Here is a 22,076-nt window from a genome sequence, read left to right as displayed (position 1 = left end):
TAATCTAAGCTAATAACTTATTAATACGAGTTACAATATAATCTATGTCAAAGGGCTTGCTTATATAAGCATCAGCACCTGCAGCAATGCTTTTCTTTTTATTATTATCATTAGCTGACATTACAATAATTGGTATATGCCTGGTGAAGGCATCTGTTTTCAGATCAGTACATATATCAGTCCCATCACCATCTGGCAACATTACATCTAATATGAATAAGTCGGGAACAGAATCCTTCAGCTTACCTTTGAGTTCTTCAAAAGATGATGAAAGTTGTAACTCGTAACCCTCATCTTTTAATAAAACACCAATAATATACCTGATATCCTCATCATCTTCAAGAACATGAACCCTTTTAATCATAATTAATGCTGTTTTACATTTAAAACTAAATCATTTTTTAAACTACAACAATGCTGCCAGTAATATCACATGAAGATTTTCTAAAAATCTATCATCCAATTTGAACGTTGCCCGGTCTCTAGATTCAAGTACTCAAAACGCCTATAATCACAATATGAGCCCATATCTACATCTCCGTTAACAAAAACACCCCCCGCAATAATAAGATGTTTACAAGGATAATCTGTTTTAGAAATCAAAATATTAATTCTTTGTTCTATTGCCTCATACATTACTTCTGTCGCTTCAAAAACTGCATTTTCTGCACCTTTTATACGTTTTTCATTTCGCAACAGAATCTGTTCAATGGCATTCAACTGGTAATCCAAAGCAGTAATGTCATCTTGTAGAATTTCATTAGCCATAAGCTTATCTAAAGCACCTTTAGCAGCACCGCAACAAGGGGAATTAGTTAATTGTCCGATGCGATGAATCTCACCTACCTCACCATTTTTAGTAATACCAATGTGTGGTGCATAAAAAATAACAACCGCGCCATCTACAGGAACATGATTGGCAAAAGCATTCATTCCTGCAATTCCAGCAAAAGGGAAACCGCTTAATCCACCCATTTTAAATGGCCCAAGCATCTCATAAGCTCTTTCAGGATATTGAATAATATTAACATCATCACAACAAATGCTATCAGCATACATCAACTGATCAGGCCTTAGTCCTAATTGTTTTTCTACTACATCTAATAGTCTATCCATCGCAACTTCAGTTGCATATGCTCCAGGATAAAATTTACGAACGATTTTTAAATACTGTCGATTCATGTCTATTTCTACTTAAACACTTCAAAGCTATACTGTGCATTACTCCAAAATTCATCCAGCGCAATTATTCTGGGCTTTAAGAATGATATTAAGGTTGGCCAATCTTCTTTTTTAAAAATACTTACATCAGGTAAAACTTTGTAAATTCTACTGATTTTTTTTCCATACTCATCATAACTATCCAACTCCCATTCCCATTTTTCCTGCAACTGCTCTTCAAACAGTTTTTTAAATTCAGTAAACTGCTCAAATACCAATTCCCTAATCTCCTCATCAGGATGCGTAAGTTCTATAGCTATTGATACCTGCCGTTTATCTGCATGCATTTTAAAAAACAGATGTTTTATGCCTGTTTTATAGTTAATCCAATTTATTTTCAACCCTTCTGACGATAGATGCGGAGCAATATATTGCCCGAAGCTTGTCCAAAACTCCTGTTTTAATTGAGACGCCTGATCTTTTGAATACAATTTACAATCGTGTTTAAAATGGTAAAACCTACCCATTAACATGAAAAATGGGTTTACGGTTCAAAAATACGCAACAAACAAGCATTAGACGTACACTATTTTCAATATTTAATTTGCAGGATTTCTAAATTTAGTTACTTTTGCCCCACACTAATGATTCTTACCATTAGTAAAACGGGGGATTAGCTCATTTGGCTAGAGCGCTTCGCTGGCAGTGAAGAGGTGATCGGTTCGAATCCGATATTCTCCACCCTTAAAAGGCTTCAGAAAACCTGAAGCCTTTTGAAAATATTGTAAGTTGGGGGGATACCAGAGTGGCCAAATGGGACAGACTGTAACTCTGTTGTCGCAAGACTTCGAAGGTTCGAATCCTTCTCCCCCCACAACAATTTCCCAAAAATCTTTTTCTTAAAGCTTCTTTCTCCTGTAATCCTCCGAGAATCGTTATAGCAACCTTAATGACTCATATTACCCTCATACTGCTCTCATACTAACCTCATACTAATATGGTACTACCTAAACAGTATCAAATAAATACAATAGCAGTAATTCGTCAGCAGCATTTATTACCGATCGAATTTCCATTGCTAACTAATGATTTTATTTGCTATTTTTAAAAAGATGGTTCAAAAATTGTAATGAAATTTCAACTGGTTCTATTAAATCATAGATGATATTCTCAAATCTTTTTAAGGCATGATACACGCTAACCTGCTTTTAATACTGGCTCTATTTTTTGCAATGGCCTTACTTTTTCTGCTGAGTCAGCGTTGGAAGATCTCTTACCCCATTTTCCTTGTTATTGGTGGATTGGGCATCAGCTTCATTCCGGGCATGCCTGTAATTAATATCAATCCTGATATTGTATTTCTTATTTTCCTGCCCCCTCTTTTATTTGAAGCGGCCTGGTATACCTCCTGGAATGAATTCTGGAAATGGAGGCGGTCTATCTTTTCGTTAGGCTTTGCCCTAGTCTTAATTACATCATTGGCCGTCGCCTATTTTTCTGTCAGCATAATTCCGGGTTTTACTTTAGCCCTTGGGTTTTTACTTGGAGGCATCATATCCCCTCCTGATGCCGTTGCCGCTACCTCCGTACTAAAAGGTGTGAACATGCCAAAAAGAGGATTAACCATATTGGAAGGAGAAAGTCTGGTTAATGACGCTGCATCCCTAACTGTATTCAGATTTGCATTAGCTGCCATACTTACGGGGAAATTTATATTACAGGACGCCGCAACTGATTTTTTGATTCTCGCCGTAATGGGGGTAGTAGTGGGTCTTGTAATTGCACACCTCCTCTATTTTGTACTCAGGTATTGGGCAAAATCTTCAAGTATCACTACTCCGATTACCCTTATCGCTCCCTACCTAATGTATATTGTAGCCGAGGAATTTCATTGGTCGGGCGTATTGGCCGTTGTTAGTGGTGGATTATTTTTATCATTCCGGTCAGCAGATTTTCTCAATTACCATACACGCATACAAGCAAAAGAAGTATGGGCAACTGTAGGCTTTCTTTTAAATGGTTTTGTATTTATTCTTATTGGCTTAGAACTGCCTGTTATCGTAGATGGCCTGGAGGGTTACTCAATGGAGGAAGCCATCAAATATGCGCTAATTATCAGTGCAATCGTAATTATACTTCGTATTGTACTGGTTTATGCCTCGGCATTTATTCCCAGACTTTTAAGTCCAGGAATTAGAAAAAAAGAAAAGACCCCGGGTTTCAAACTCCCTTTCATTATTGGATGGGCTGGTATGCGTGGTGTGGTTTCTCTTGCTTCGGCATTGGCAATTCCATTAACACTAGATACTGGCGAGCCTTTTCCTCATCGTAACATGATTCTTTTTATCACCTTTATTGTGATATTGGTTACATTGGTATTTCAGGGGTTAACCTTACCTATTTTCCTAAAATTATTAAAGGTAGAAGAGGTAGATGAACATGTCCCTGAAGACGAACAAATAGAGTCGATCCGATTACAACTAGCCAAAGAATGTGTGAGCTATCTTAATGATAATTATAGCGTGGAAATGAGCCAACATGAGACGATTTCACGTATTAAGGAACAACTTGAAAGGAGCATAAAAGCAACGGAAAGAACCCTAATTGAACAAACACAAAAAGAAGAGGTCGTTTCTGTCCGAAAGCTTTACAGAGAAATTATGCTCGAGCTAATAGCACTTAGGAGAAGAGGATTAAAGAAAATCAGGGCATCTAAAAAATATGATCATGAAGTGATGAGGAATATGGAGGACAATCTTGATCTTGAAGAAGCCAGGCTAAATAAACATTAATATATTCAACACTTCGACCATATGAATAAACCAGACCAAGCGGATCAATCAGACTCAACAAAAAACTACAAACCAGTCAGTTATTCTGAAACCATTTTAACAGAATTAATGATACCTGCATATGCTAATTTCGGTGGAAAAATACATGGAGGTACTCTGCTCTCACTGATGGACAAAGTTGCTTATGTTTGCGCAGCAAAACATGCTGGAAATTATTGTGTGACTGCCTCTATCGATACCGTGAACTTTCTGGCACCTGTTGAAGTAGGAGAATTGGTTTCTTTAATGGCTTCCATCAATTATGTTGGAAACACCTCTGTTGTGGTTGGCATAAGGGTTGTTTCAGAAAACATAAAAACCAATCAGGTTAAACACACCAATACTTGTTACTTTACCATGGTTGCCAAAGATGATCAAAATTCACCAATACAGGTTCCGGGGTTAATTCTGGAGAATAAAGAACAGGTAAGACGTTTTATTGAGGCCAAAGAACGAAAAGATCTCAGACGTCAATATCAGAAAGAACTGGCTCAAGTCAATATTCCTGAAAAAGATGAGCAGTGCAGAAATCTGCTTGCAGGTGAACGTTGTATAATGATATAACAGTAACTAGTTTTTCAAATAAGTAAGAATAAGTTTAGCAGTTCGTTCTGAAGCTCCAGCCGTTCCCATTTTACCTGATAATTCTTTATAATCGTTCATCATCTGATTTCTTCCATCAGCACTTAAAACATGACTTAATTCCTGGATGATGTTCTTGGTATTGCAATCATTCTGAATAAGTTCGGTCACGACTCTCCTATCCATAATTAGGTTGACCAGAGATATAAACCTTATTTTCACTAGTGCTCTTGCTATAGCTACAGAAATAGCCCCACCACGATACACCACCACCTGGGGCACGTGAAACAAAGCAGTTTCCAGCGTTGCAGTACCAGAAGCCACAATTGCAGCTTTTGCTATTGTGAGCAGATTATAGGTCTGTGCAAATACCAGAGTAACATTGTCCGTCTTGATAAACTGCCGATAATAAGTTTCATCAAAACTTGGTGCTGCGGCTACTACAAAATGGTAATCAGGAAAATTAGTGGTAACACTCAACATATCGGGTAACAAACGCTCAATTTCCTGTTTACGACTCCCTGGTAGCAGCGCAATCACTTCTTTTTGCAAATTGTGTTTTGTTCGAAAATCTGAATCTGCAGTAAACTGAGCAATCTCATCTAACAACGGATTACCAACGTAATCTACGGTCATCCCCCACTGTTTGTAAAAGTCTACTTCAAAAGGTAAAATGCAAAACATTTGATCAACGATCCTTTTTATTTTAAGCACTCTTTTCTGGTTCCATGCCCAAACTTTTGGCGAAATATAATAGCAGACTTTTATGTCATTTGCTTTTGCAAACTCTGCTATCTTCAAATTAAATCCAGGAAAATCAATAAGTATGAGTACGTCTGGCTTATAAGCAAGTACCGCAGCCTTACAAGCCTTCATATTTTTAAAAATGGTCCGTAGATTCAATAACACTTCTGTGAATCCCATAAAAGCCATTTCAGAATAGTGTTTATCCAAAACACCACCCTGAGCTTTCATTTTGTCTCCACCGTAATACCTGAATTCTGCATTTCCGTCCTCTACTTTTAATGCCTTCATTAAGTTTGCCCCATGCAAATCTCCAGAAGCCTCTCCTGCAACTAAATAGTACCTCATGAACGGTTTATTTTATAAAAAAAGAATGCAAAGGCCCATAAAAAGGTAGCGCTAATAATACCCCGACCAATATTGTCCTTATTCAACTTAAAAAAATAATGCATAAATACAGCATTTACAGCAATACAACCAATCAGTAACAAATCAGCTTTTGCTAAATATTCAAACTTTTGCATTAGGTACCATACGATGGACAGTAATATCCCAGGCACCAATATCCCGATACCCAATCCTATAAATACAGAGTTTTTAACTGCTGCCAATCGGTGTTTAATCATATGTATTAACCAAGAGAAGGGCCATCAGGCGCCGCAGTTCTTTTTACATTATTCTTAGTTGATGAAATAGCTCCAGCAACATCAAAAGTCCAGCTGTTCAAAACGGGTATAGCATGATGAGCCGTAAGATCAAACTGAACCGGCACTACTGATACAAAGCCTTGTTCAAGTGCCCACACATCAGTATCTTCACCTTTGTCAAGATTCTGAAAAACACCAGTTAACCAATAGTAAGGACGTTCATATGGATCCTTACGTTCATCGAACTCTTCAGCCCATTTTGCATTTGCCTGTCTGCAGATCTTTATTCCTTTTAAATCCTCACCCTTCGGGAAGTTTACATTCAATAGAGTCGCCTGCGGCAATCCATGCTCTAAAACTTGCTCGGAAATAGTTTTGATATACTTCTTACAATGACTAAAGTCTGCCTGATGAGAAAAATCATCCAATGAAAAACCAATTGAAGGAATATTTTCAATGGCACCTTCTACTGCGGCCGACATGGTTCCTGAATAAATTACATTGATAGAATTATTCAAACCGTGATTAATCCCAGATACACAGAGATCAGGCTTTTTCCCTTTAAAAATCTTATTTACTGCAAGTTTCACACAATCAACAGGTGTACCCGAGCATTTGTACATTTCAACCCCAGGGTATAAATCCACCCGGTCAAAACGCAAGGGCTTACCAATAGTGATAGCATGCCCCATGCCCGATTGTGGACCATCTGGCGCAACCACCACGACATTACCAATCTCCATCATCACATCAATCAGGTTCTTAATACCTGGTGCTGTAATCCCATCATCATTCACGACCAAAATATTGGGTCTTGCATTTTGCTTCTTCATACACTTTCATTTTATACCACTATAACAACCTACTTGTTTTAAGTACAATTGTGCTGCATGGCATTTTGTAGCAGTAAAAGTACAAGAAATCGACTACAAAAATTAAGCAATCAGCTTATATTTGAACATCGGCATCTTTAATTTAATTGATTGTAACTTATTAACCTTACAAGGGTCGAAATACTACCGATATCTCAGGATATTGTTACCATTAAAAACTAACTAATTTATTTTAAATGAAACACAAATTACTATTGCTTGTCTGTTTCCTCATTGCAGGATCAAGTGTAATGGCACAATCCACCTACCAGTGGAAAACAGCCTCATCAGGTGGCTACACTTACAAATATGTTACTAATGACCCCACAAAAGCTCGTTTTTACACTTTAAAAAATGGCCTTACCGTAGCATTATCTCCAAACACAAAAGAACCAATAATTGAATTCCGTCTGGCTGTAAGGGCTGGCAGCAATACCGACCCAAAAAATGCTACAGGACTGGCACACTACCTTGAGCATATGCTATTTAAAGGGACTGATAAATTTGGCACAATGGATTACGCCAAAGAAAAGCCGTTACTAGATAAAATATCTGCGCTTTATGAGCAATACCGCAATACAACGGATCCTGCAAAACGCAAAGAGATTTATGCAGAGATTGATAAAACATCAGGAGAAGCATCAAATTATTCTATTGCCAATGAGTATGACAAGATGATGAAATCAATCGGTGGTCAATCTACCAATGCACATACCTGGTACGAAGAAACTGTTTACAAAGAAGATTTCCCTTCAAATGCGACAGATCAGTTCCTTGCTTTACAAGCTGAACGTTTCCGAAGCCCTGTTTTTAGAATTTTCCATACCGAGCTGGAAGCGGTTTATGAAGAAAAAAACCGTGGTTTAGACAACGATTCATGGAAAGTTTCTGAACTTACATCTGCAAAGTTATTTCCTACGCACAATTATGGTCAGCAAACCACTATCGGAACAATTGAACATTTAAAAAACCCATCATTGGTCGAGATCAGAAAATACTATAATAAGTATTATGTTCCTAACAATATGATCTTAGCACTTGCGGGTGACTTTAATCCTGATGAACTGATTAAAAAAATTGACAAGGCATTTGCCTACATGAAGCCCAAGCCTTTTGAACTTTACAATCCTGCTCCTGAAAAACCATTGACTGGAATTCAAAGAATTGATATCAATGGGCCAAGTGCAGAAAGCGTTAGAGTTTCTTACAGAGGTTATGCTGAAAACACTACCCAAAGCATGCTGCTAGATCTGATTTCCAGCATATTATCTAATGGAAAAGCTGGTTTAATAGACATTAACTTAAAACAACAACAAAAAGTTCAGGCTGCAGGTGCTTATTACCAACAAATGAAAGACTATGGAGTATTTGTCATCAATGCTCAGCCTAAACAAGGTCAAAGTTTAGAAGAAGCACAAAAACTCTTATTAGATCAAATCAACATTCTTAAAAAAGGTAATTTTGATGAAAGCCTTATTAAAGCAACTGTTGCAAACAGTAAACTTGGCCTGCTTGAAGCATTCGATAAAAATAGCTTCCGTGTTGAATCCATTACAAATGAATTTATACTTAACCGTGGCCAAAACTGGAATAAAAGTCTGAATATGCCAGATGCAATGGCTAAGGTTACGAAAAAACAAATTGTCGATTTCGCAAACCAATTCTTTAAAGACAATTATGTAGTTACGTACAAGCATAAAGGAGAGGATAAGAGCATCGCTAAAGTCGAGAAACCATCGATTACTCCGGTAAAAACCAATGCTACTGAAACATCTACCTTTGCTAAGAACTTATATGCTATGCAGGTAAAACCTATTGCACCTAAGTTTTTGGATTATAAAAAAGATTTAAACTTTGGTAAAGAAGGGATTGCCGATGTAATCACTGTTCAAAATAAGGACAACAGTATCTTTAGTCTGACTTACAAGTTTGACATTGGTAGCTGGAATAACCAGATGTTGCCTTATGCGGCTCAGTATCTTGCTTTTTTAAGTACGGATAAATATAGTACAGAAGAGATTAACAAACAGTTTTACAATATCGCCTGTAACTATAGCTTTAATGTAGGTAATGAAAATGCAACAATAACCATTAGTGGATTACAGGAAAATTTCGACAAAGCTGTAAGTCTAACCGAGCATATTTTTGCTAACTGTAAACCTAATGAACAGGCTCTATCAGAGCTTAAAAATAGAATTCTTAAAGGAAGAGACAACAATAAGCTAAACAAAGCCGCTATATTGGGTGGACTAACTACTTATGCTCAATATGGAGCTAACAACCCATTTAACTACACTTTAAGTAATGAAGCTGTTAAAAACATCACTTCAGAGCAATTGTTATCACTGATTCACAACATCAACAATTATAAGCACACCATAACCTATTATGGACCAAAAACATTAGAAGCTTTTACTGCTGAAATCAGCAAATTACATAAGCTGCCTAATGCTTTTACTCCTGCTACAGCAGCTAAAAAATTCACTTATACAAGCACAAATACAAACCAGGTGCTTTTTGCTGATTATGACATGGTACAATCAGAAGTAAGATGGTTACGCAATAGTGGAACTTATGATCCAGCTCAAGCTGCTAAAATAACATTGTTTAACAGCTATTTTGGTGGAGGTATGGGCTCTATTGTATTCCAAACCATTAGAGAGTCTAAAGCGCTTGCCTATTCAACATTCGCTGTTTTTTCATCTCCTGATAAAAAAAACAAAGAATATGCAATGGTAGCCTATGTAGGTAGCCAGGCTGATAAAATGAATGAGGCTATAGCAGGAATGAATGAACTTTTAAATAATCTTCCTCAAGCAGATAAATCATTTGACGTTTCAAAAGGAAATGCTTTAAATGCAATTGAAACAAATAGGATTACCAAAGAAGGGATTATAAATGCTTACTTTTCAGATCAAAAACTTGGCTTTGATCATGATTCTAGAATAGATGAATATATTGGTTTAAAACCCTTGACTTTTGCTGATATCAAAGCATTTCATGAGCAGAAAGTAGCTAACAAAACTTATAGCTATTGTATTGTTGCGTCTGAAAAGAATGTAAAAATGGATGATATGAAGAAATATGGCACTGTTACAAAGTTAACCCTTGAACAAATATTTGGTTATTAGTTTTAAAATGCTGAATAAAAAAACGGGAGAATCATATCAAATGATGCTCCCGTTTTTTTATGTTTGATAAACGGTTTATCAATGTCAAACAAATCCTACCTATTGCTATGCCTTTTATCACTATTCTTTCTGGTTGCATCCGGGCAACAAAGAAAATTTTTCACCCCCGATCCGTTTGAACAACAATTTCATCATTACAAATTGGCCAAACCCTCCAGAATGTTGTTCGTTCATTTTGACAAAAACATTTACACCAATAATGAAACAGTTTGGTTTACAGGCTACCTGTTAAATGAACGCTTTGCCGACATATCGAAGCATGATATTCTCTCTGTTGCATTAATCAGGGATATTGACAGCACAATAATTAAACAGCAGAAGTTTTTCATGGCCAATAGTGTAAGTTATGGAAGTATAGCTATGCCAGATTCTATACTTGCTGGAAACTATCATTTTCTGGTTACTACCAACAGAGTCAGCAATGGCATTCCTGATGTCAGTTACATCCAGCCTATCATTATAAAAACAAATAATACACTAAGCTTTAATGCCAGTGTAAAAATACTTGCTCCTGGCATCTCAGGTAAAAAACCAACTGACATACTTCTCAATGTAACTACTCCTGATGCACGTTTTTTACCTAAACCCGTAACGGTAAGATATCGATATGGTCAGCTCAATCAAAAAACTCAGACCAACAGTTCAGGCGAACTGATCTTAAAAATAAATGAGCAGAAAACCCTTACAGATCCTAATATATACTTCAAACTAACTTATGGAAAGGATAGCAGCTTTCTAAACCTGGCTTTGCCAATTGAAAAACAAAAAGCCAAAGTGACTTTTTATCCTGAAGGGGGAAATATGGTTAACTGGATTCCAGGAACGATTGGCTGGGAAGTTAAAGATCAGCAACTTGCTGTAATAGCGCTTAAGGCACAACTTTACCAGGATGATCACATTATAGACACTATTGAAACCAATAGTAATGGAATAGGAAGGTTTAATCTCATACCCAAAAAAGGCAGTATTTACAAAGTAAAGCTATTGCATTCGGGTATGGCTGACAGCACTTACTTTTTACCTTCAGCCCTAGACGAACACGGTTTAAGCCTTAAAGCCGCTAGGGCAGTCGTAACTGACACTTTAAAAGTTAGTCTTAAAACATTGCATACTACACCAATATTTATCAGGGTACATAATTTTCAAGAAACCTTTATTTATAACACCATAAATTTAAAAGCTCCCGGTGTCACTTTAATTCTAGCACTTCATGATGTTCCAAAAGGGCTTAACACCATAACCATATCAGATAGCCTCGGTCGTCCAATTGCTGAACGTCTGTTTTTTGCTCATTACAATCCAAAGCAAAAGATATCAGTCTCTACTGACAAACGGGTTTATGGACAGAGGGAAAAAGTAAGTATGTCTATCAATTTAACTAAACCAGACAGTCTTGCAATGGTTTCTATTGCTTGTGTTCAAGAAAACCGTTTCTCACAAAAACTATCTTCTGATATAGAAAGCTATAATTATTTAGCCAGCCATCTTACCGCGTTACCTCCATATAATAATAAAAGAGGATATGAAGACCTAGCCTACCTTGAAGATATTTTACTGGTAAAAGGCTGGAACAGGTATAGCTGGCCAGACCTGATGAAAACAACAGCCGCCGACACCCTAATTAAGTATGACAATACTTCAATAAGACTGAATCTTTCTGAACAAAAAAAAACAATCACTAAGCCTATTGAAATTGCTATACTAAAATCAACTGGTCTAAATATGTTTGTAACCGATCAACATGGAAATTTTGAATTCCCAAACAATAGTCTGGCAGTTAAAAAGGACAAGTCTATTTACTTACTCATTACAGATAAACGAAAAGATAAGTACCAGATTAAGGTAAACGATCCATATATAAAGCTTAATAAAAATTACCAGAAAGTACTATTAACAAACTTCAGATCGATACCTTCTGCTGTACAGAATAATCGGACACTTACTGTAAAAAGCAATGAAAGTGTATTTCAGCTTAAAGAAGTACAGATTAAAGCGAATGACAATGGGAATGAAAGTGGAATGGCTATGGGAGCTAATCGCTGTGGCGATTACGTCTGTACCTATAACATACTAAACTGCAGGAATCACATTGGAAGTCCACAAAACAAACATCCGATTCCTGGCAAAAGCTACTCCTCTGATCAAGGTATCATAATCTATTGGGCCTGTTCAGAACAAGAAGTTGTCCCCGGAATGACACCAATGGAAGGTATTTATACTAAAAAAGAATTTTACGTTAATGATTATCCAGATGCATTAGAGCCTGCATTTTTCTCAACACTTTATTGGAATTATGGAGAGCTTTTAACTGGAAAAACAAAGACAATTACATTTCACACGAGCGATATTACAGGGAAATTCAGAATTGTTGTGCAGGGCTTAAGTCCAGGGGGTGTACGCTATGGCGATTACACATTTGAAGTAAAAGGGAAGTGACATATGCACTTCCCTTTCTTTTATTATTTAATCTTTCCTGCTTTTTCTATTATCTCAGTCACTACTGCTGGATCTAACAAAGTCGAAACATCTCCAATCTGATCTGTTTCACCTTCAGCAATTTTTCTGAGTATACGACGCATAATTTTTCCAGAGCGCGTTTTAGGTAAACCAGATACAAATAATACTTTATCTGGTTTAGCTATTGCACCAATTACACGAGTTACTGTCTGAAGTATATCTTTACGGGTCAGATCTTCATCACTATGTACATTCGGGTTGATTACGAATGCATAAATCCCCTGTCCTTTTACTTCATGCGGATAACCAACCACTGCACTTTCTACAACACCGGCATGCATATTAATAGCATTTTCGACTTCTGCGGTACCAATTCTATGACCTGATACGTTGATTACATCATCTACCCTACCAGTAATTCTATAATAACCATCCTCATCTCTTAAACAGCCATCACCAGTAAAGTAAAGGTCTTTATAGGTAGAGAAATAGGTTAATTTACAACGTTCATGATCTCCGTAAGTAGTACGCAACATACCTGGCCATGGGAACTTGATACATAAATTACCATTTACTCCATTTCCTTCTATTACATTTCCTTGCTCATCTACCAATACAGGTTGTATACCTGGTAAAGGTAAAGTAGCAAAGCTTGGCTTAGTAGGGGTAACAGTAGCGATTGGAGAAATCATAATACCACCATTCTCTGTTTGCCACCAGGTATCTACAATTGGGCATTTACCTTTCCCTATATTCTCATCAAACCAGTGCCAAGCCTCTTCATTTATTGGCTCACCAACAGAACCTAAAACTCTTAATGAACTTAAATCCGCACCTTCCAATGGTTCCAGTCCAAAACTCATTAATGAGCGAATGGCAGTTGGTGCTGTATATAATATATTAACTTTATGCTTGTCTACCACCTGCCACATTCTCGATGCATCAGGATATGTAGGAATTCCCTCAAACATTACCGAAGTTGCTCCTTGAGATAACGGCCCATAAACAATATAAGAATGGCCTGTAATCCAACCGATATCGGCTGTACAAAAGAATACCTCATCTGGTTGGTAATTGAAGACATTACTAAATGTATAGCCTGTATATACCATATAACCTCCACAAGTATGTACAACTCCTTTTGGTTTTCCTGTTGACCCTGACGTATATAAAATGAATAACATATCCTCTGCATCCATTTCCTCTGCAGGGCAATTAGCATCTACCAGTTTAATTTCATCTTCCCACCATAAATCTCTTCCTTTCAGCATGGATACTGCTATACGTGTATGAGTAAGAACAATAACTTTTTCTACTGTAGGGCAACCGATCAGTGCGTCATCAATTACTTCTTTAAGCTGAATCTGTTTATTTCCTCTAAATGCGCCATCAGCAGTAATAACCACCTTACATTCTGCATCATTAATACGATCGGCAATTGATTTGGCCGAAAACCCTCCAAATACAACAGAGTGTACGGCACCGATCCGGGCACAAGCTAATACTGCTACAGCTAGTTCTGGAACCATTGGCATGTAAATACACACCCTATCTCCTTTTTTTACACCATTCTTTTTTAACACGTTACCAAAACGGCAAACCTGTTCATGTAATATTTTATAACTTAAAGTGATACTTTCCTTTTGAGGGTCATTTGGCTCCCAGATAATGGCCGGTTTATCTCCATTTTCTGCTAAATGCCTATCCAGACAGTTCTCTGTGATGTTTAGTTTTGCCCCTTCAAACCATTTAATATTAGGTTCAGAAAAATTCCAGGACAACACTTTGTTCCATTTCTTTTTCCATTGGAAATTGTTAGCAATGCCTTCCCAAAATTGTTCGGGATACTCTATACTATACTGATAAGTTTTTTGATACTCTTCAAATGATTTAATTTGCATGGTTTAATTTGATTGATTCGGTACTAAAGTTCAAATATAACTTTATTAAAAAGCTATCAAAACTTTTTGATAATGTTTTACAACAAGAATATTGATTTCAAATCAATGATTTTCTATTGTATATTTGTGTATTACATAGTAATCCGGCGCTCCAAGCCTATTATTAACATCCTGAAGATTTCGAATTAAAAATTCTTACCCAAAAAACCACCAATAATTTATTGGATATTTTGGAGAAGAATTACATTTTTTAACTAAAAGATAAAACCTAACTTGAAATATAGAGCCATATCTAGAGCTTAGGGAATAAGAAATAGCAACATGGAAACAACAGCAAGCAAAAAATCAATCCCGAAACTATCAGCAAGTACCAAAGAACATATTATAGATGCGGTAGTTTATTTGTTTATTATCCTTTTCATGTATACTGCTGCTAGTAAATTATTCACAATAAGTTCTTTTGCTTCTACTCTAGCCAAATCACCCTTAATCGGGAACATGAATTATGTAGTGGCCTGGGGAATTCCAATTATAGAAGTGATCATCAGTATTGTATTAATTTTTCCCTCTTTTAGAAGAGTCGGCTTGTATGCAGCTTTAACATTGATGGTGGCCTTTACCCTTTACCTTGCCTATATGATTTTATCTAACAGTAAGTTACCGTGCCATTGTGGTGGTGTAATCAGTACCATGACCTGGCAACAACATATCTGGTTTAACATGGGATTTATTGCACTTGCCACTACTGGGCTGGTCATCAACAAAAAATAAACTACATATGTATTTTGCAGGTAAATGTTGTAGCCTGCTAAAACAATTACAACTGGGGGATAATTAAATATACAAAAATGAACAAATTAAAAAAAACAGCATTGGGTGCTATTGTTGCTGGGCTGGCCTTTGGGCTAAGTGCATTTTCAACTTTGAAAACCAGCACAGTATTTACTTACTACAAAACAGACCTTAGCTATCCTGCGGCTGATTACCGTGGGTATGTCTATTATTCAGGAGATCGTTGTGAATCAGGGGGAGAGGTATGTTCTGCTCAATGGGATATAGGTCTTAATATTCCACCGACAAATGGCGCCCTCCTACCAGCTACTGGAGTGACTTTTCAAACAGGAACTGTAATTGATGGTCATTTTGATTAGAATAATTAATTGAATAAAGGGACTAAAGTTCTTTTATTCAATTAACGCTCATTTTGCTGTATTCCACTCAAACGAATTTCTTCAGCATCAATTGGAATAACATATCTTTTATCATTGGGCAACAAATTATAAGTAATATTACCAATTGTTCTTGCTAAAGTAACTGCAAACCGGCTATCCTTATTTAATCGTCTCAAATCAGTCCAGCGAATCCCTCTAAATGCCAATTCTTTCTGTCGCTCTTGTAATATAAGCTTAAGTATATTTAAAGGATTACTACCTGTCAAATCTTGATAATTGCTTTTCCATCTTTTCTTTCTTAAATGATTCAAATCAGCTAATGCAAGTTCTAATTGATTGTTTCGTACTCTTACTTCTGCCCGAATTAAATACAATTCGTCAGTTGCTAAACCACCGAATAAGTTCTTATCTCCATTATAACTACCTTTAAATGTCATTCCATATGCATTTTGAGTAAAATACAGATCTTTTCGACAATCATTATTTGAATAAGAGTCATACAATTCAGGTTCCACGATTAAACGGGAAGCATTAAAAATCCCATAAGAAAAAGAACTTTGAAAGATTACCTCAGCATTAAATCTTTCGAATGGATAAGAGGATCTGCTATTTAATGTTTTATAATCTAATAACTCTGATTGGATTTGCAAGGCAAGATCAACATAATATCCCGCCTCTTGATACTTTTCCATAACCAGGTAAACCCTTGCCAATAAAGCATAAACTGCTTGTTTAGATGGCCTCGTTTTATATGCAGGACTAGTCCCCAATAAATCAGCAGCCGTTAATAGATCTGCTATAATTCTATCATATGTCTGTTGTAAACTGCTGCGCTTTACTTTTACATTTATATCATATTCTATCCTTAATGGCAGACCTAAATCAGTACTTGCTGTACTCAAATCATAACCAATACAATATTCCTGTGCCAGATTAAAATAATCAAAAGCGCGAAAAAATAAGGCGCTCCCTTTAACATTATTCCAGGAATGCTGTTCATTTGCTTTTGGCCCCACTTTATTTATTCCATCCAAAATGGCATTCGCATTTAAAATTCTTTTATATCCAACCCCCCAATCTGTGCTCAGTTCAGCACCATAAAAACTTTCAGTTGGGGCCCATATATAAGCGGACTTTTCCTGTCGGGCAAATAACGATTCCCAAACCTCAAAAACCAAATAGAAATCTCCTGCTCCTATTTCTCCCATACCAATCGGCTGGCTATTATTAAAAAGAGCAGAATTATCAATTAACATTTGATAGTCTTCCACACTGTTAGGTACAATTAAAGACTTATCGGGTTTAACTTCAAGCCATTCCCTTCCACACGACTGAAATATAGTCAGCAATAACAATGCGCCAATTAAAATGCTTAAAGCTTTTTTATTACTCATAATAACATTCTAATTAAAAACTTGCTTTGACTCCAAAAGAAAAACTCCTTGGCAAGGGACTAGTAAACCTATCGCTTGGAATTGGAACAAAATCCGGATCTAACCCAAAATCATTTGCTTTCCATAAAACACCTAGGTTATTTGCATAAATAAATAATTGTAAATGGTTTACCGGAATACCTTTCCAATTTGATTTATCAAAATCATAACCTAAACTAATATCCTGTAACCTGATATGATCACCCTTAGCTACCGTGGCAGAAGAACCATTATAAAAACGGTCTCTTCCATTATCATTATTACTATAATTAGCCATGCTAGGAATATTGGTTATATTTTCATCCCCTGGTTTTTGCCATCTCCTTCCAAAATCATTATTCATATTGTTGCCCAAAATATCATTATACATATCATAATAATCAACAGATGGCTTTCTAAAAAAATACCCGAATTTATAAGTAAGATTAATAGCCAATGTAAAATTCTTAAAAGAGAGACTATTATTTAAAGCTCCAAATATTGTTGGGCGAGCCGGGCCATTGTACTCTAAATCATCGATATTTGTTTCTTCAAAAATACCTTTATAATTCTTACTAATTTCACCATTTAAATACCCCCTTGGATCACCATTTAAAGGATCTAATCCAGCCCATTCATAACTATAAATGCCAAAAACAGGTTTCCCCACTAGTGGACGACTACTATAATTACCTGTATAATACACATTATTTGGGTCCATTACTTCATATAATGTAACACGGTCGTGCACAATGGAAAACATAAAATTGGAATGCCATTTCACAGCTCCTCTTAAGTTATGTGAATTTAATGAAAGATCCATACCACAAGCTTCCATTTCAGAGTAGTTACCTCTTAACACTTTAATTCCCGTGCTGGCAGCAAAAGCCTTATCACCTAATATATCTGTACCTCTTTTAGTATAATACTCAATCTTACCACTAACAACCTGATCTTTAAAACCAAAGTCCAATCCGAAATTGGCAATCCCTATCTTTTCCCAGCGTAATTCCGGATTGCCTATATTAATAATACTCGCGTAGGGAAGGTTCGTATAATTAGCCAGTAAAGGAATTTTTTTAAAAGTTGTTATCCCTGTATATCTCTTATCAAGATTTCCGTTATAACCATAAGAAACTCTTAACTTCAAGGTTGGCAGCCAGTCTAATTTATAAAAGGATTCTCTATCCAAATGCCATAACCCACCTGCAGACCATAAGGGGATATTCTTTTGATTTGTTTTCACACCAAAATAATTTGAACCATCTATCCTGGCACTACCTGAAACGGTATACTTATTATCATAAGTATAGCCTAGATTAGCATATGCTGAGCGAATCCGATCTAAATTACCAAACATATTTTGATGAAGAGTAATTTTGCCTGTTCCAGATGGATACAGTGGAAATGTACGATTAGTATCTACGTCAACTGAGCTGCCGGTTTTTGTATTATACCCATAACGATTATAAACATCTAATTGTGTACTAAGCTGAGAAAGTTCATACCCTGCAATTGCAGAAATAGCATGCTCATTCCAATCTTTATTAAAATTCAACTGCCCCCTTATGTTCTTAACATCCATCGTTCTTCGCCTCCCAGTATAAGTCGCTCCTAATGGAATATTATAACCACTAACCTGCCCATTATCAATAATTGAATAACGATTGATCAAATCTCTTGTAGAAAAAGTTTCTAATCCTCTAATAATTGTAACCTCATTATCAACATATTGATACCTGGATTTAACCTCTACACTAAAGCCTGGCAGAACAGTATACTTTATTCCTGCTCTTAAATTGAGGTCGTTATTTATAAAAGCAGGTGGAGGTTGCTGCAATTCATCCAAAGGAACATATGACCAGTCCAGAAAACCCTTCGATAATGCTACTTTATTAAAATCAGAACTATACAGCTTGTCAAACGTTGTTGAATTACCTTTTGCATCTTTAAATTGATAATAAGGCGTAAAATTTGAACCGGAAGTATTGCCAATGACAGCACTATCTAAAGTCCCTGTATTGTGTATATAACTGATACCAAGATTTAATTCCAGCGTCTTCAGTAACTTAACCGTATTTTGGGTATTTATTGTAAGTCTCTTATCCTTATTATTCACAAGCCCTAAAATATTATGGTCATACCCTACAGATAGATAATGATTTGACTTAGCCGTCCCTTTACTGGCACTTAAGAAATGTTGTTGAAGTAAAGGTTTTTGATAGAAATACTTTAACTCCTCCTTTCTAATATCATTTTTCCTTAAAGCATCCAATTGTGCAGAAGTTTCGATAGCAGATTGCCCATTTCTTTGCTTATTTAATATTTGAACTACAGGAGAAATTACAGGATAATTTACTTTATCAGCTAATGCAGCATTATACTTTCCATTGTTAAATAGAAAAGTTTCTATATCTATAAAATCAGAAGAAGACAAATAATTCGGATTATAAAAAACATCTGGCTTACCAGAAACAGTTAGGGTACTTGAAAAGCTAAATTTCAAAGGCTGCTTGTATTTCCCTCTCTTTGTATTGATCACAATTACCCCATTCCCCGCCCTAACGCCCCAGATAGATGCGGCAGCAGCATCCTTTAATACCGTAATGTTTGCTACGTCATTGGGATTTATGCCATCAAAATCACCATTAAATGGAAAATCATCTAAAATGATCAAAGGCTGATCATTTGCGTAAATAGTACTCCGACCTCGTATAGAAAAATCCAAACTACCTGAACTAGAGATCATTGTATTCTTATTAAAAAGCAATCCACTGGTTATTCCTTCCAGTCTGCTAAAAATATCTTTACTTACTTTTCTATTTATTTGATTACTATCAACCAAAACAAAACTCCCTGAAGCACGTTCCTTAGGTATATGCTGGTAACCAGTACTTACAATCTCTACTGGTTTAAGATTAAATTCCCTTGGACGATTTTCTATAACTTTTTTGTCAGTTGATGCTATTTTTTCAGGAATAGGTGTAGGACCAATAGCCTTTGCTTTATTTTTCAACACAATATTCTGTCCTAAGATTGTATAAGTAATTAACAGCTTATCGGAGATTTTAACCATCACCGTTTTCAGTTCTTCATTCCTAAAAGCTACATCGATTTTTTGGTTAACATTGAACTCCTTTTCATTCCATATCACATTTACTCCAGTTTGCTTTCTTATCTCTTTAAAAAGTCTGATTAGCGAGACCTCTTTCTTCACATAAGTGAATTTTTGTGCCTTTAACGCTACACTAAATAAGGATAATATTAAAACAAATGCCCCCTCTTTTAACCACATTATTTCAATACCGTAATCTTTTTATTCCCTATTTTAAAGTGAATATTAGCTGTTACTCCCAACATTTCTAATACGTCATTCATTTTGGAAGATCTTGAAATAGCCCCGCCTAAAAGTACTTGTCCTGCTTTCTCGTCTTCATAAACTACTTCAACATCATACCATCTGCTTATGGTATGCATGACCGTTTCAAGGGACGCATTTCTAAATATATATTCACCATCTGTCCAGGCATAAGCTTCACTTCCATCAACAGCTTTTACCGAAATACGAGAGCCTGTTAAGGTAGATTCCTGACTAGGTTTAAGCAAAATAGCGTCACCATAAACTCTTTTACCATTTTCAACTTGCATAGGATCTAAGGATGATGGATCTAATATCCCCGGCAACTTACCCATTTGTATAACTGGTCTGAGACGTATGCTTCCTTCAACTAACGTAGTTTTTACACTCTTCTCATTGTCGTAAGCATATACATTGAAATTAGTACCCAAAACTTCTATTTCCTGTGTATTAGTAACGACTATGAAGGGCATTCTTTCTTCCTTTCCACCTTTCCCATGCGGTTTAAACATTACTTTCGCAATCTCAAAATAAGCTTCCCCACTTAATTCAACAATGCGTTTATCATCACCTTTAAAAGTTGCAGGAAACTTCAGTTTACTAGCTGCATTTAGCCAAACCCGACTTCCATCAGGCAAAACTACCCTATACATTCCTCCTGCTGGTACATTCAGAATCATTTGTTGTTCATTCTCAGGAATACTTAGCCAGCGATCTTTATATAGAATAGACTTATTTGAACTCTCAGGCTTTGGATAACTAATCATACTGCCATCGCTATAACTCAATTTTGAACCATCTACAACTAACCCTGTTTTAGTCTCATTTAAAACAATACTTTGACCATTGAACATCTTTAATACAACTTTACCAGTAGTGCTGACACTCATATCCTCTTTTTCCGCAGGTATAATCCTATCCTGAACAAAAAACAACCTGGTAATACTGATTAACAGGAATGATACAACAGCTACAGAACTCAAGCCTATAAACAGTTTTTTGGGGAAACTCATTTTCGGTTTAACATTCTCCTCCAGATCAACAGTAGACTTTTTTATAAAAAGCATAGCTGTTCTAATATCAAAGTTCATCTTATGCGCATAGACATCACCTGTCCCATCCTTATGATCTAAAAAAGACATCAATTCTGTATAAGTAATTTTACCAATAAACTGACCTTTGTCATAGACAGGCAAGGTATTTATTCCATTTGTACGCATAAGCGATACCGCTTCTGCGACTAATTGCTGGGCGTGTATTTTAATTTGATTCAATGTATTATCTGGGCTGAGTTAATTTAGCTTTACCTGTCCAACTTTTGTTCCAAAGTATATAAGTTTTCCGTCCCGAATTCTTCAAGGCAATATGTGATACTGTGCAGAATGCAAGTTTTAACACCCATTAACTTAGAAAAAAAGCGTTCTAGGATGTGAAAGATCGGAATAATAAACTAAATCGCAAAATCTTGTTCCTTTTATTCATTTATAATACATGAAGAATCAGACAGTTAACAAGTGGCTATTTAACCCCAAAATAGGACAAATTGTCCGACAGAAATATACAATACTATTATATTGATTAAAATTCTTAACCTCTACCCCTTTATCATTCGTATATTTGACTCTTGAAAACTAACTCGCTGGAAATAAATTAAAATATTTCTCTCAGTCTCTTGATGATTACAAATATTATATAGATATTTGCACACTCTTAAAAAAATTAAGAAAGTATATTTAACACTATAAATA

At 36.0% G+C, this 22,076-nt stretch carries 16 protein-coding genes and 2 tRNA genes; 8 read left to right on the top strand and 10 right to left on the bottom strand.

Going from position 1 to position 22,076, the window contains the following annotated elements:
- Positions 1 to 4: 4 nt before the first annotated feature.
- The 3 genes from WC623_RS13870 to WC623_RS13860 all read right to left on the bottom strand — a co-directional run bounded on the left by WC623_RS13870 (position 5) and on the right by WC623_RS13860 (position 1,688).
- Positions 5 to 364: a response regulator transcription factor gene (locus WC623_RS13870; protein WP_372852026.1), complete on the bottom strand. Its 360-nt coding sequence runs from the start codon at positions 362 to 364 to the stop codon at positions 5 to 7.
- A gap of 80 nt (positions 365 to 444) precedes the next feature.
- On the bottom strand, positions 445 to 1,182 hold the full coding sequence (locus tag WC623_RS13865) for a hypothetical protein (RefSeq protein ID WP_372852024.1): 738 nt from the start codon (positions 1,180 to 1,182) through the stop codon (positions 445 to 447).
- 8 nt (positions 1,183 to 1,190) lie between these two features.
- Complete coding sequence (locus tag WC623_RS13860; protein WP_372852023.1) at positions 1,191 to 1,688, bottom strand: DUF4268 domain-containing protein; 498 nt, start codon at positions 1,686 to 1,688, stop codon at positions 1,191 to 1,193.
- Positions 1,689 to 1,828: 140 nt separating this feature from the next.
- Here WC623_RS13860 and WC623_RS13855 point away from each other — a divergent pair.
- The 4 genes from WC623_RS13855 (at position 1,829) to WC623_RS13840 (ending at position 4,556) form a co-directional block, all read left to right on the top strand.
- Positions 1,829 to 1,902 (top strand) — tRNA-Ala (locus tag WC623_RS13855).
- Between the two features lie 50 nt (positions 1,903 to 1,952).
- Positions 1,953 to 2,035, top strand: a tRNA-Tyr gene (locus WC623_RS13850).
- A gap of 313 nt (positions 2,036 to 2,348) precedes the next feature.
- The gene (locus WC623_RS13845) at positions 2,349 to 3,953 is read left to right on the top strand and encodes a Na+/H+ antiporter (RefSeq protein WP_372852021.1); all 1,605 of its coding nucleotides are present in this window, start codon (positions 2,349 to 2,351) and stop codon (positions 3,951 to 3,953) included.
- A gap of 108 nt (positions 3,954 to 4,061) precedes the next feature.
- Entirely contained in the window at positions 4,062 to 4,556 is a 495-nt protein-coding gene (locus tag WC623_RS13840) for an acyl-CoA thioesterase (RefSeq protein WP_372852800.1), read from the top strand.
- Between the two features lie 6 nt (positions 4,557 to 4,562).
- Here the strand turns inward: WC623_RS13840 and lpxB are convergent, their stop codons facing one another.
- The 3 genes from lpxB to surE are packed head-to-tail and all read right to left on the bottom strand — an operon-like array spanning position 4,563 to position 6,798.
- Positions 4,563 to 5,666, bottom strand: coding sequence for a lipid-A-disaccharide synthase (gene lpxB / locus WC623_RS13835; RefSeq protein WP_372852019.1), 1,104 nt, complete (start codon positions 5,664 to 5,666; stop codon positions 4,563 to 4,565).
- Positions 5,663 to 5,944, bottom strand: coding sequence for a stationary phase survival protein SurE (locus WC623_RS13830; RefSeq protein WP_372852017.1), 282 nt, complete (start codon positions 5,942 to 5,944; stop codon positions 5,663 to 5,665). The genes lpxB and WC623_RS13830 overlap by 4 nt, the downstream gene beginning before the upstream one ends.
- 5 nt (positions 5,945 to 5,949) lie before the next feature.
- Positions 5,950 to 6,798 (bottom strand): 5'/3'-nucleotidase SurE, encoded by an 849-nt coding sequence (gene surE / locus WC623_RS13825; RefSeq protein WP_372852015.1) that lies wholly within the window; start codon positions 6,796 to 6,798, stop codon positions 5,950 to 5,952.
- 236 nt (positions 6,799 to 7,034) lie between these two features.
- Here surE and WC623_RS13820 point away from each other — a divergent pair, with 236 nt between their 5' ends.
- Complete coding sequence (locus WC623_RS13820; protein WP_372852012.1) at positions 7,035 to 9,968, top strand: insulinase family protein; 2,934 nt, start codon at positions 7,035 to 7,037, stop codon at positions 9,966 to 9,968.
- 81 nt (positions 9,969 to 10,049) lie between these two features.
- Positions 10,050 to 12,464 (top strand): hypothetical protein, encoded by a 2,415-nt coding sequence (locus WC623_RS13815; protein WP_372852010.1) that lies wholly within the window; start codon positions 10,050 to 10,052, stop codon positions 12,462 to 12,464.
- A 23-nt stretch (positions 12,465 to 12,487) separates the two neighbouring features.
- Here WC623_RS13815 and acs read toward each other — a convergent pair whose 3' ends face one another.
- Positions 12,488 to 14,386, bottom strand: coding sequence for an acetate--CoA ligase (acs, locus tag WC623_RS13810; RefSeq protein ID WP_372852008.1), 1,899 nt, complete (start codon positions 14,384 to 14,386; stop codon positions 12,488 to 12,490).
- A 321-nt stretch (positions 14,387 to 14,707) separates the two neighbouring features.
- Here acs and WC623_RS13805 point away from each other — a divergent pair, with 321 nt between their 5' ends.
- Both WC623_RS13805 and WC623_RS13800 read left to right on the top strand, forming a co-directional pair.
- Positions 14,708 to 15,157: a MauE/DoxX family redox-associated membrane protein gene (locus WC623_RS13805; RefSeq protein ID WP_372852006.1), complete on the top strand. Its 450-nt coding sequence runs from the start codon at positions 14,708 to 14,710 to the stop codon at positions 15,155 to 15,157.
- A gap of 77 nt (positions 15,158 to 15,234) precedes the next feature.
- The gene (locus WC623_RS13800) at positions 15,235 to 15,537 is read left to right on the top strand and encodes a hypothetical protein (RefSeq protein ID WP_372852004.1); all 303 of its coding nucleotides are present in this window, start codon (positions 15,235 to 15,237) and stop codon (positions 15,535 to 15,537) included.
- A gap of 41 nt (positions 15,538 to 15,578) precedes the next feature.
- Here the strand turns inward: WC623_RS13800 and WC623_RS13795 are convergent, their stop codons facing one another.
- The 3 genes from WC623_RS13795 to WC623_RS13785 all read right to left on the bottom strand — a co-directional run bounded on the left by WC623_RS13795 (position 15,579) and on the right by WC623_RS13785 (position 21,602).
- Positions 15,579 to 16,952 carry a RagB/SusD family nutrient uptake outer membrane protein gene (locus WC623_RS13795; RefSeq protein ID WP_372852002.1) on the bottom strand — a complete coding sequence of 458 codons (1,374 nt, stop codon included), beginning with the start codon at positions 16,950 to 16,952 and terminating at the stop codon, positions 15,579 to 15,581.
- 13 nt (positions 16,953 to 16,965) lie between these two features.
- On the bottom strand, positions 16,966 to 20,187 hold the full coding sequence (locus WC623_RS13790) for a SusC/RagA family TonB-linked outer membrane protein (RefSeq protein WP_372852000.1): 3,222 nt from the start codon (positions 20,185 to 20,187) through the stop codon (positions 16,966 to 16,968).
- A gap of 77 nt (positions 20,188 to 20,264) precedes the next feature.
- Positions 20,265 to 21,602 (bottom strand): FecR domain-containing protein, encoded by a 1,338-nt coding sequence (locus tag WC623_RS13785; RefSeq protein WP_372851998.1) that lies wholly within the window; start codon positions 21,600 to 21,602, stop codon positions 20,265 to 20,267.
- Positions 21,603 to 22,076 lie beyond the last annotated feature (474 nt).

The organism is Pedobacter sp., assembly GCF_041645105.1.
Taxonomy (GTDB): domain Bacteria; phylum Bacteroidota; class Bacteroidia; order Sphingobacteriales; family Sphingobacteriaceae; genus Pedobacter.
This window is presented reverse-complemented; position numbering and strand designations above follow the sequence as displayed.

What these genes read in the sequence shown, in the direction of transcription:
- WC623_RS13870 (WP_372852026.1), bottom strand. Translation starts at nt 364, where the DNA reads ATGATTAAAAGGGTTCATGTTCTTGAAGATGATGAGGATATCAGGTAT.
- WC623_RS13865 (WP_372852024.1), bottom strand. Translation starts at nt 1,182, where the DNA reads ATGAATCGACAGTATTTAAAAATCGTTCGTAAATTTTATCCTGGAGCA.
- WC623_RS13860 (WP_372852023.1), bottom strand. Translation starts at nt 1,688, where the DNA reads ATGGGTAGGTTTTACCATTTTAAACACGATTGTAAATTGTATTCAAAA.
- WC623_RS13845 (WP_372852021.1), top strand. Translation starts at nt 2,349, where the DNA reads ATGATACACGCTAACCTGCTTTTAATACTGGCTCTATTTTTTGCAATG.
- WC623_RS13840 (WP_372852800.1), top strand. Translation starts at nt 4,062, where the DNA reads ATGATACCTGCATATGCTAATTTCGGTGGAAAAATACATGGAGGTACT.
- lpxB (WP_372852019.1), bottom strand. Translation starts at nt 5,666, where the DNA reads ATGAGGTACTATTTAGTTGCAGGAGAGGCTTCTGGAGATTTGCATGGG.
- WC623_RS13830 (WP_372852017.1), bottom strand. Translation starts at nt 5,944, where the DNA reads ATGATTAAACACCGATTGGCAGCAGTTAAAAACTCTGTATTTATAGGA.
- surE (WP_372852015.1), bottom strand. Translation starts at nt 6,798, where the DNA reads ATGAAGAAGCAAAATGCAAGACCCAATATTTTGGTCGTGAATGATGAT.
- WC623_RS13820 (WP_372852012.1), top strand. Translation starts at nt 7,035, where the DNA reads ATGAAACACAAATTACTATTGCTTGTCTGTTTCCTCATTGCAGGATCA.
- WC623_RS13815 (WP_372852010.1), top strand. Translation starts at nt 10,050, where the DNA reads ATGTCAAACAAATCCTACCTATTGCTATGCCTTTTATCACTATTCTTT.
- acs (WP_372852008.1), bottom strand. Translation starts at nt 14,386, where the DNA reads ATGCAAATTAAATCATTTGAAGAGTATCAAAAAACTTATCAGTATAGT.
- WC623_RS13805 (WP_372852006.1), top strand. Translation starts at nt 14,708, where the DNA reads ATGGAAACAACAGCAAGCAAAAAATCAATCCCGAAACTATCAGCAAGT.
- WC623_RS13800 (WP_372852004.1), top strand. Translation starts at nt 15,235, where the DNA reads ATGAACAAATTAAAAAAAACAGCATTGGGTGCTATTGTTGCTGGGCTG.
- WC623_RS13795 (WP_372852002.1), bottom strand. Translation starts at nt 16,952, where the DNA reads ATGAGTAATAAAAAAGCTTTAAGCATTTTAATTGGCGCATTGTTATTG.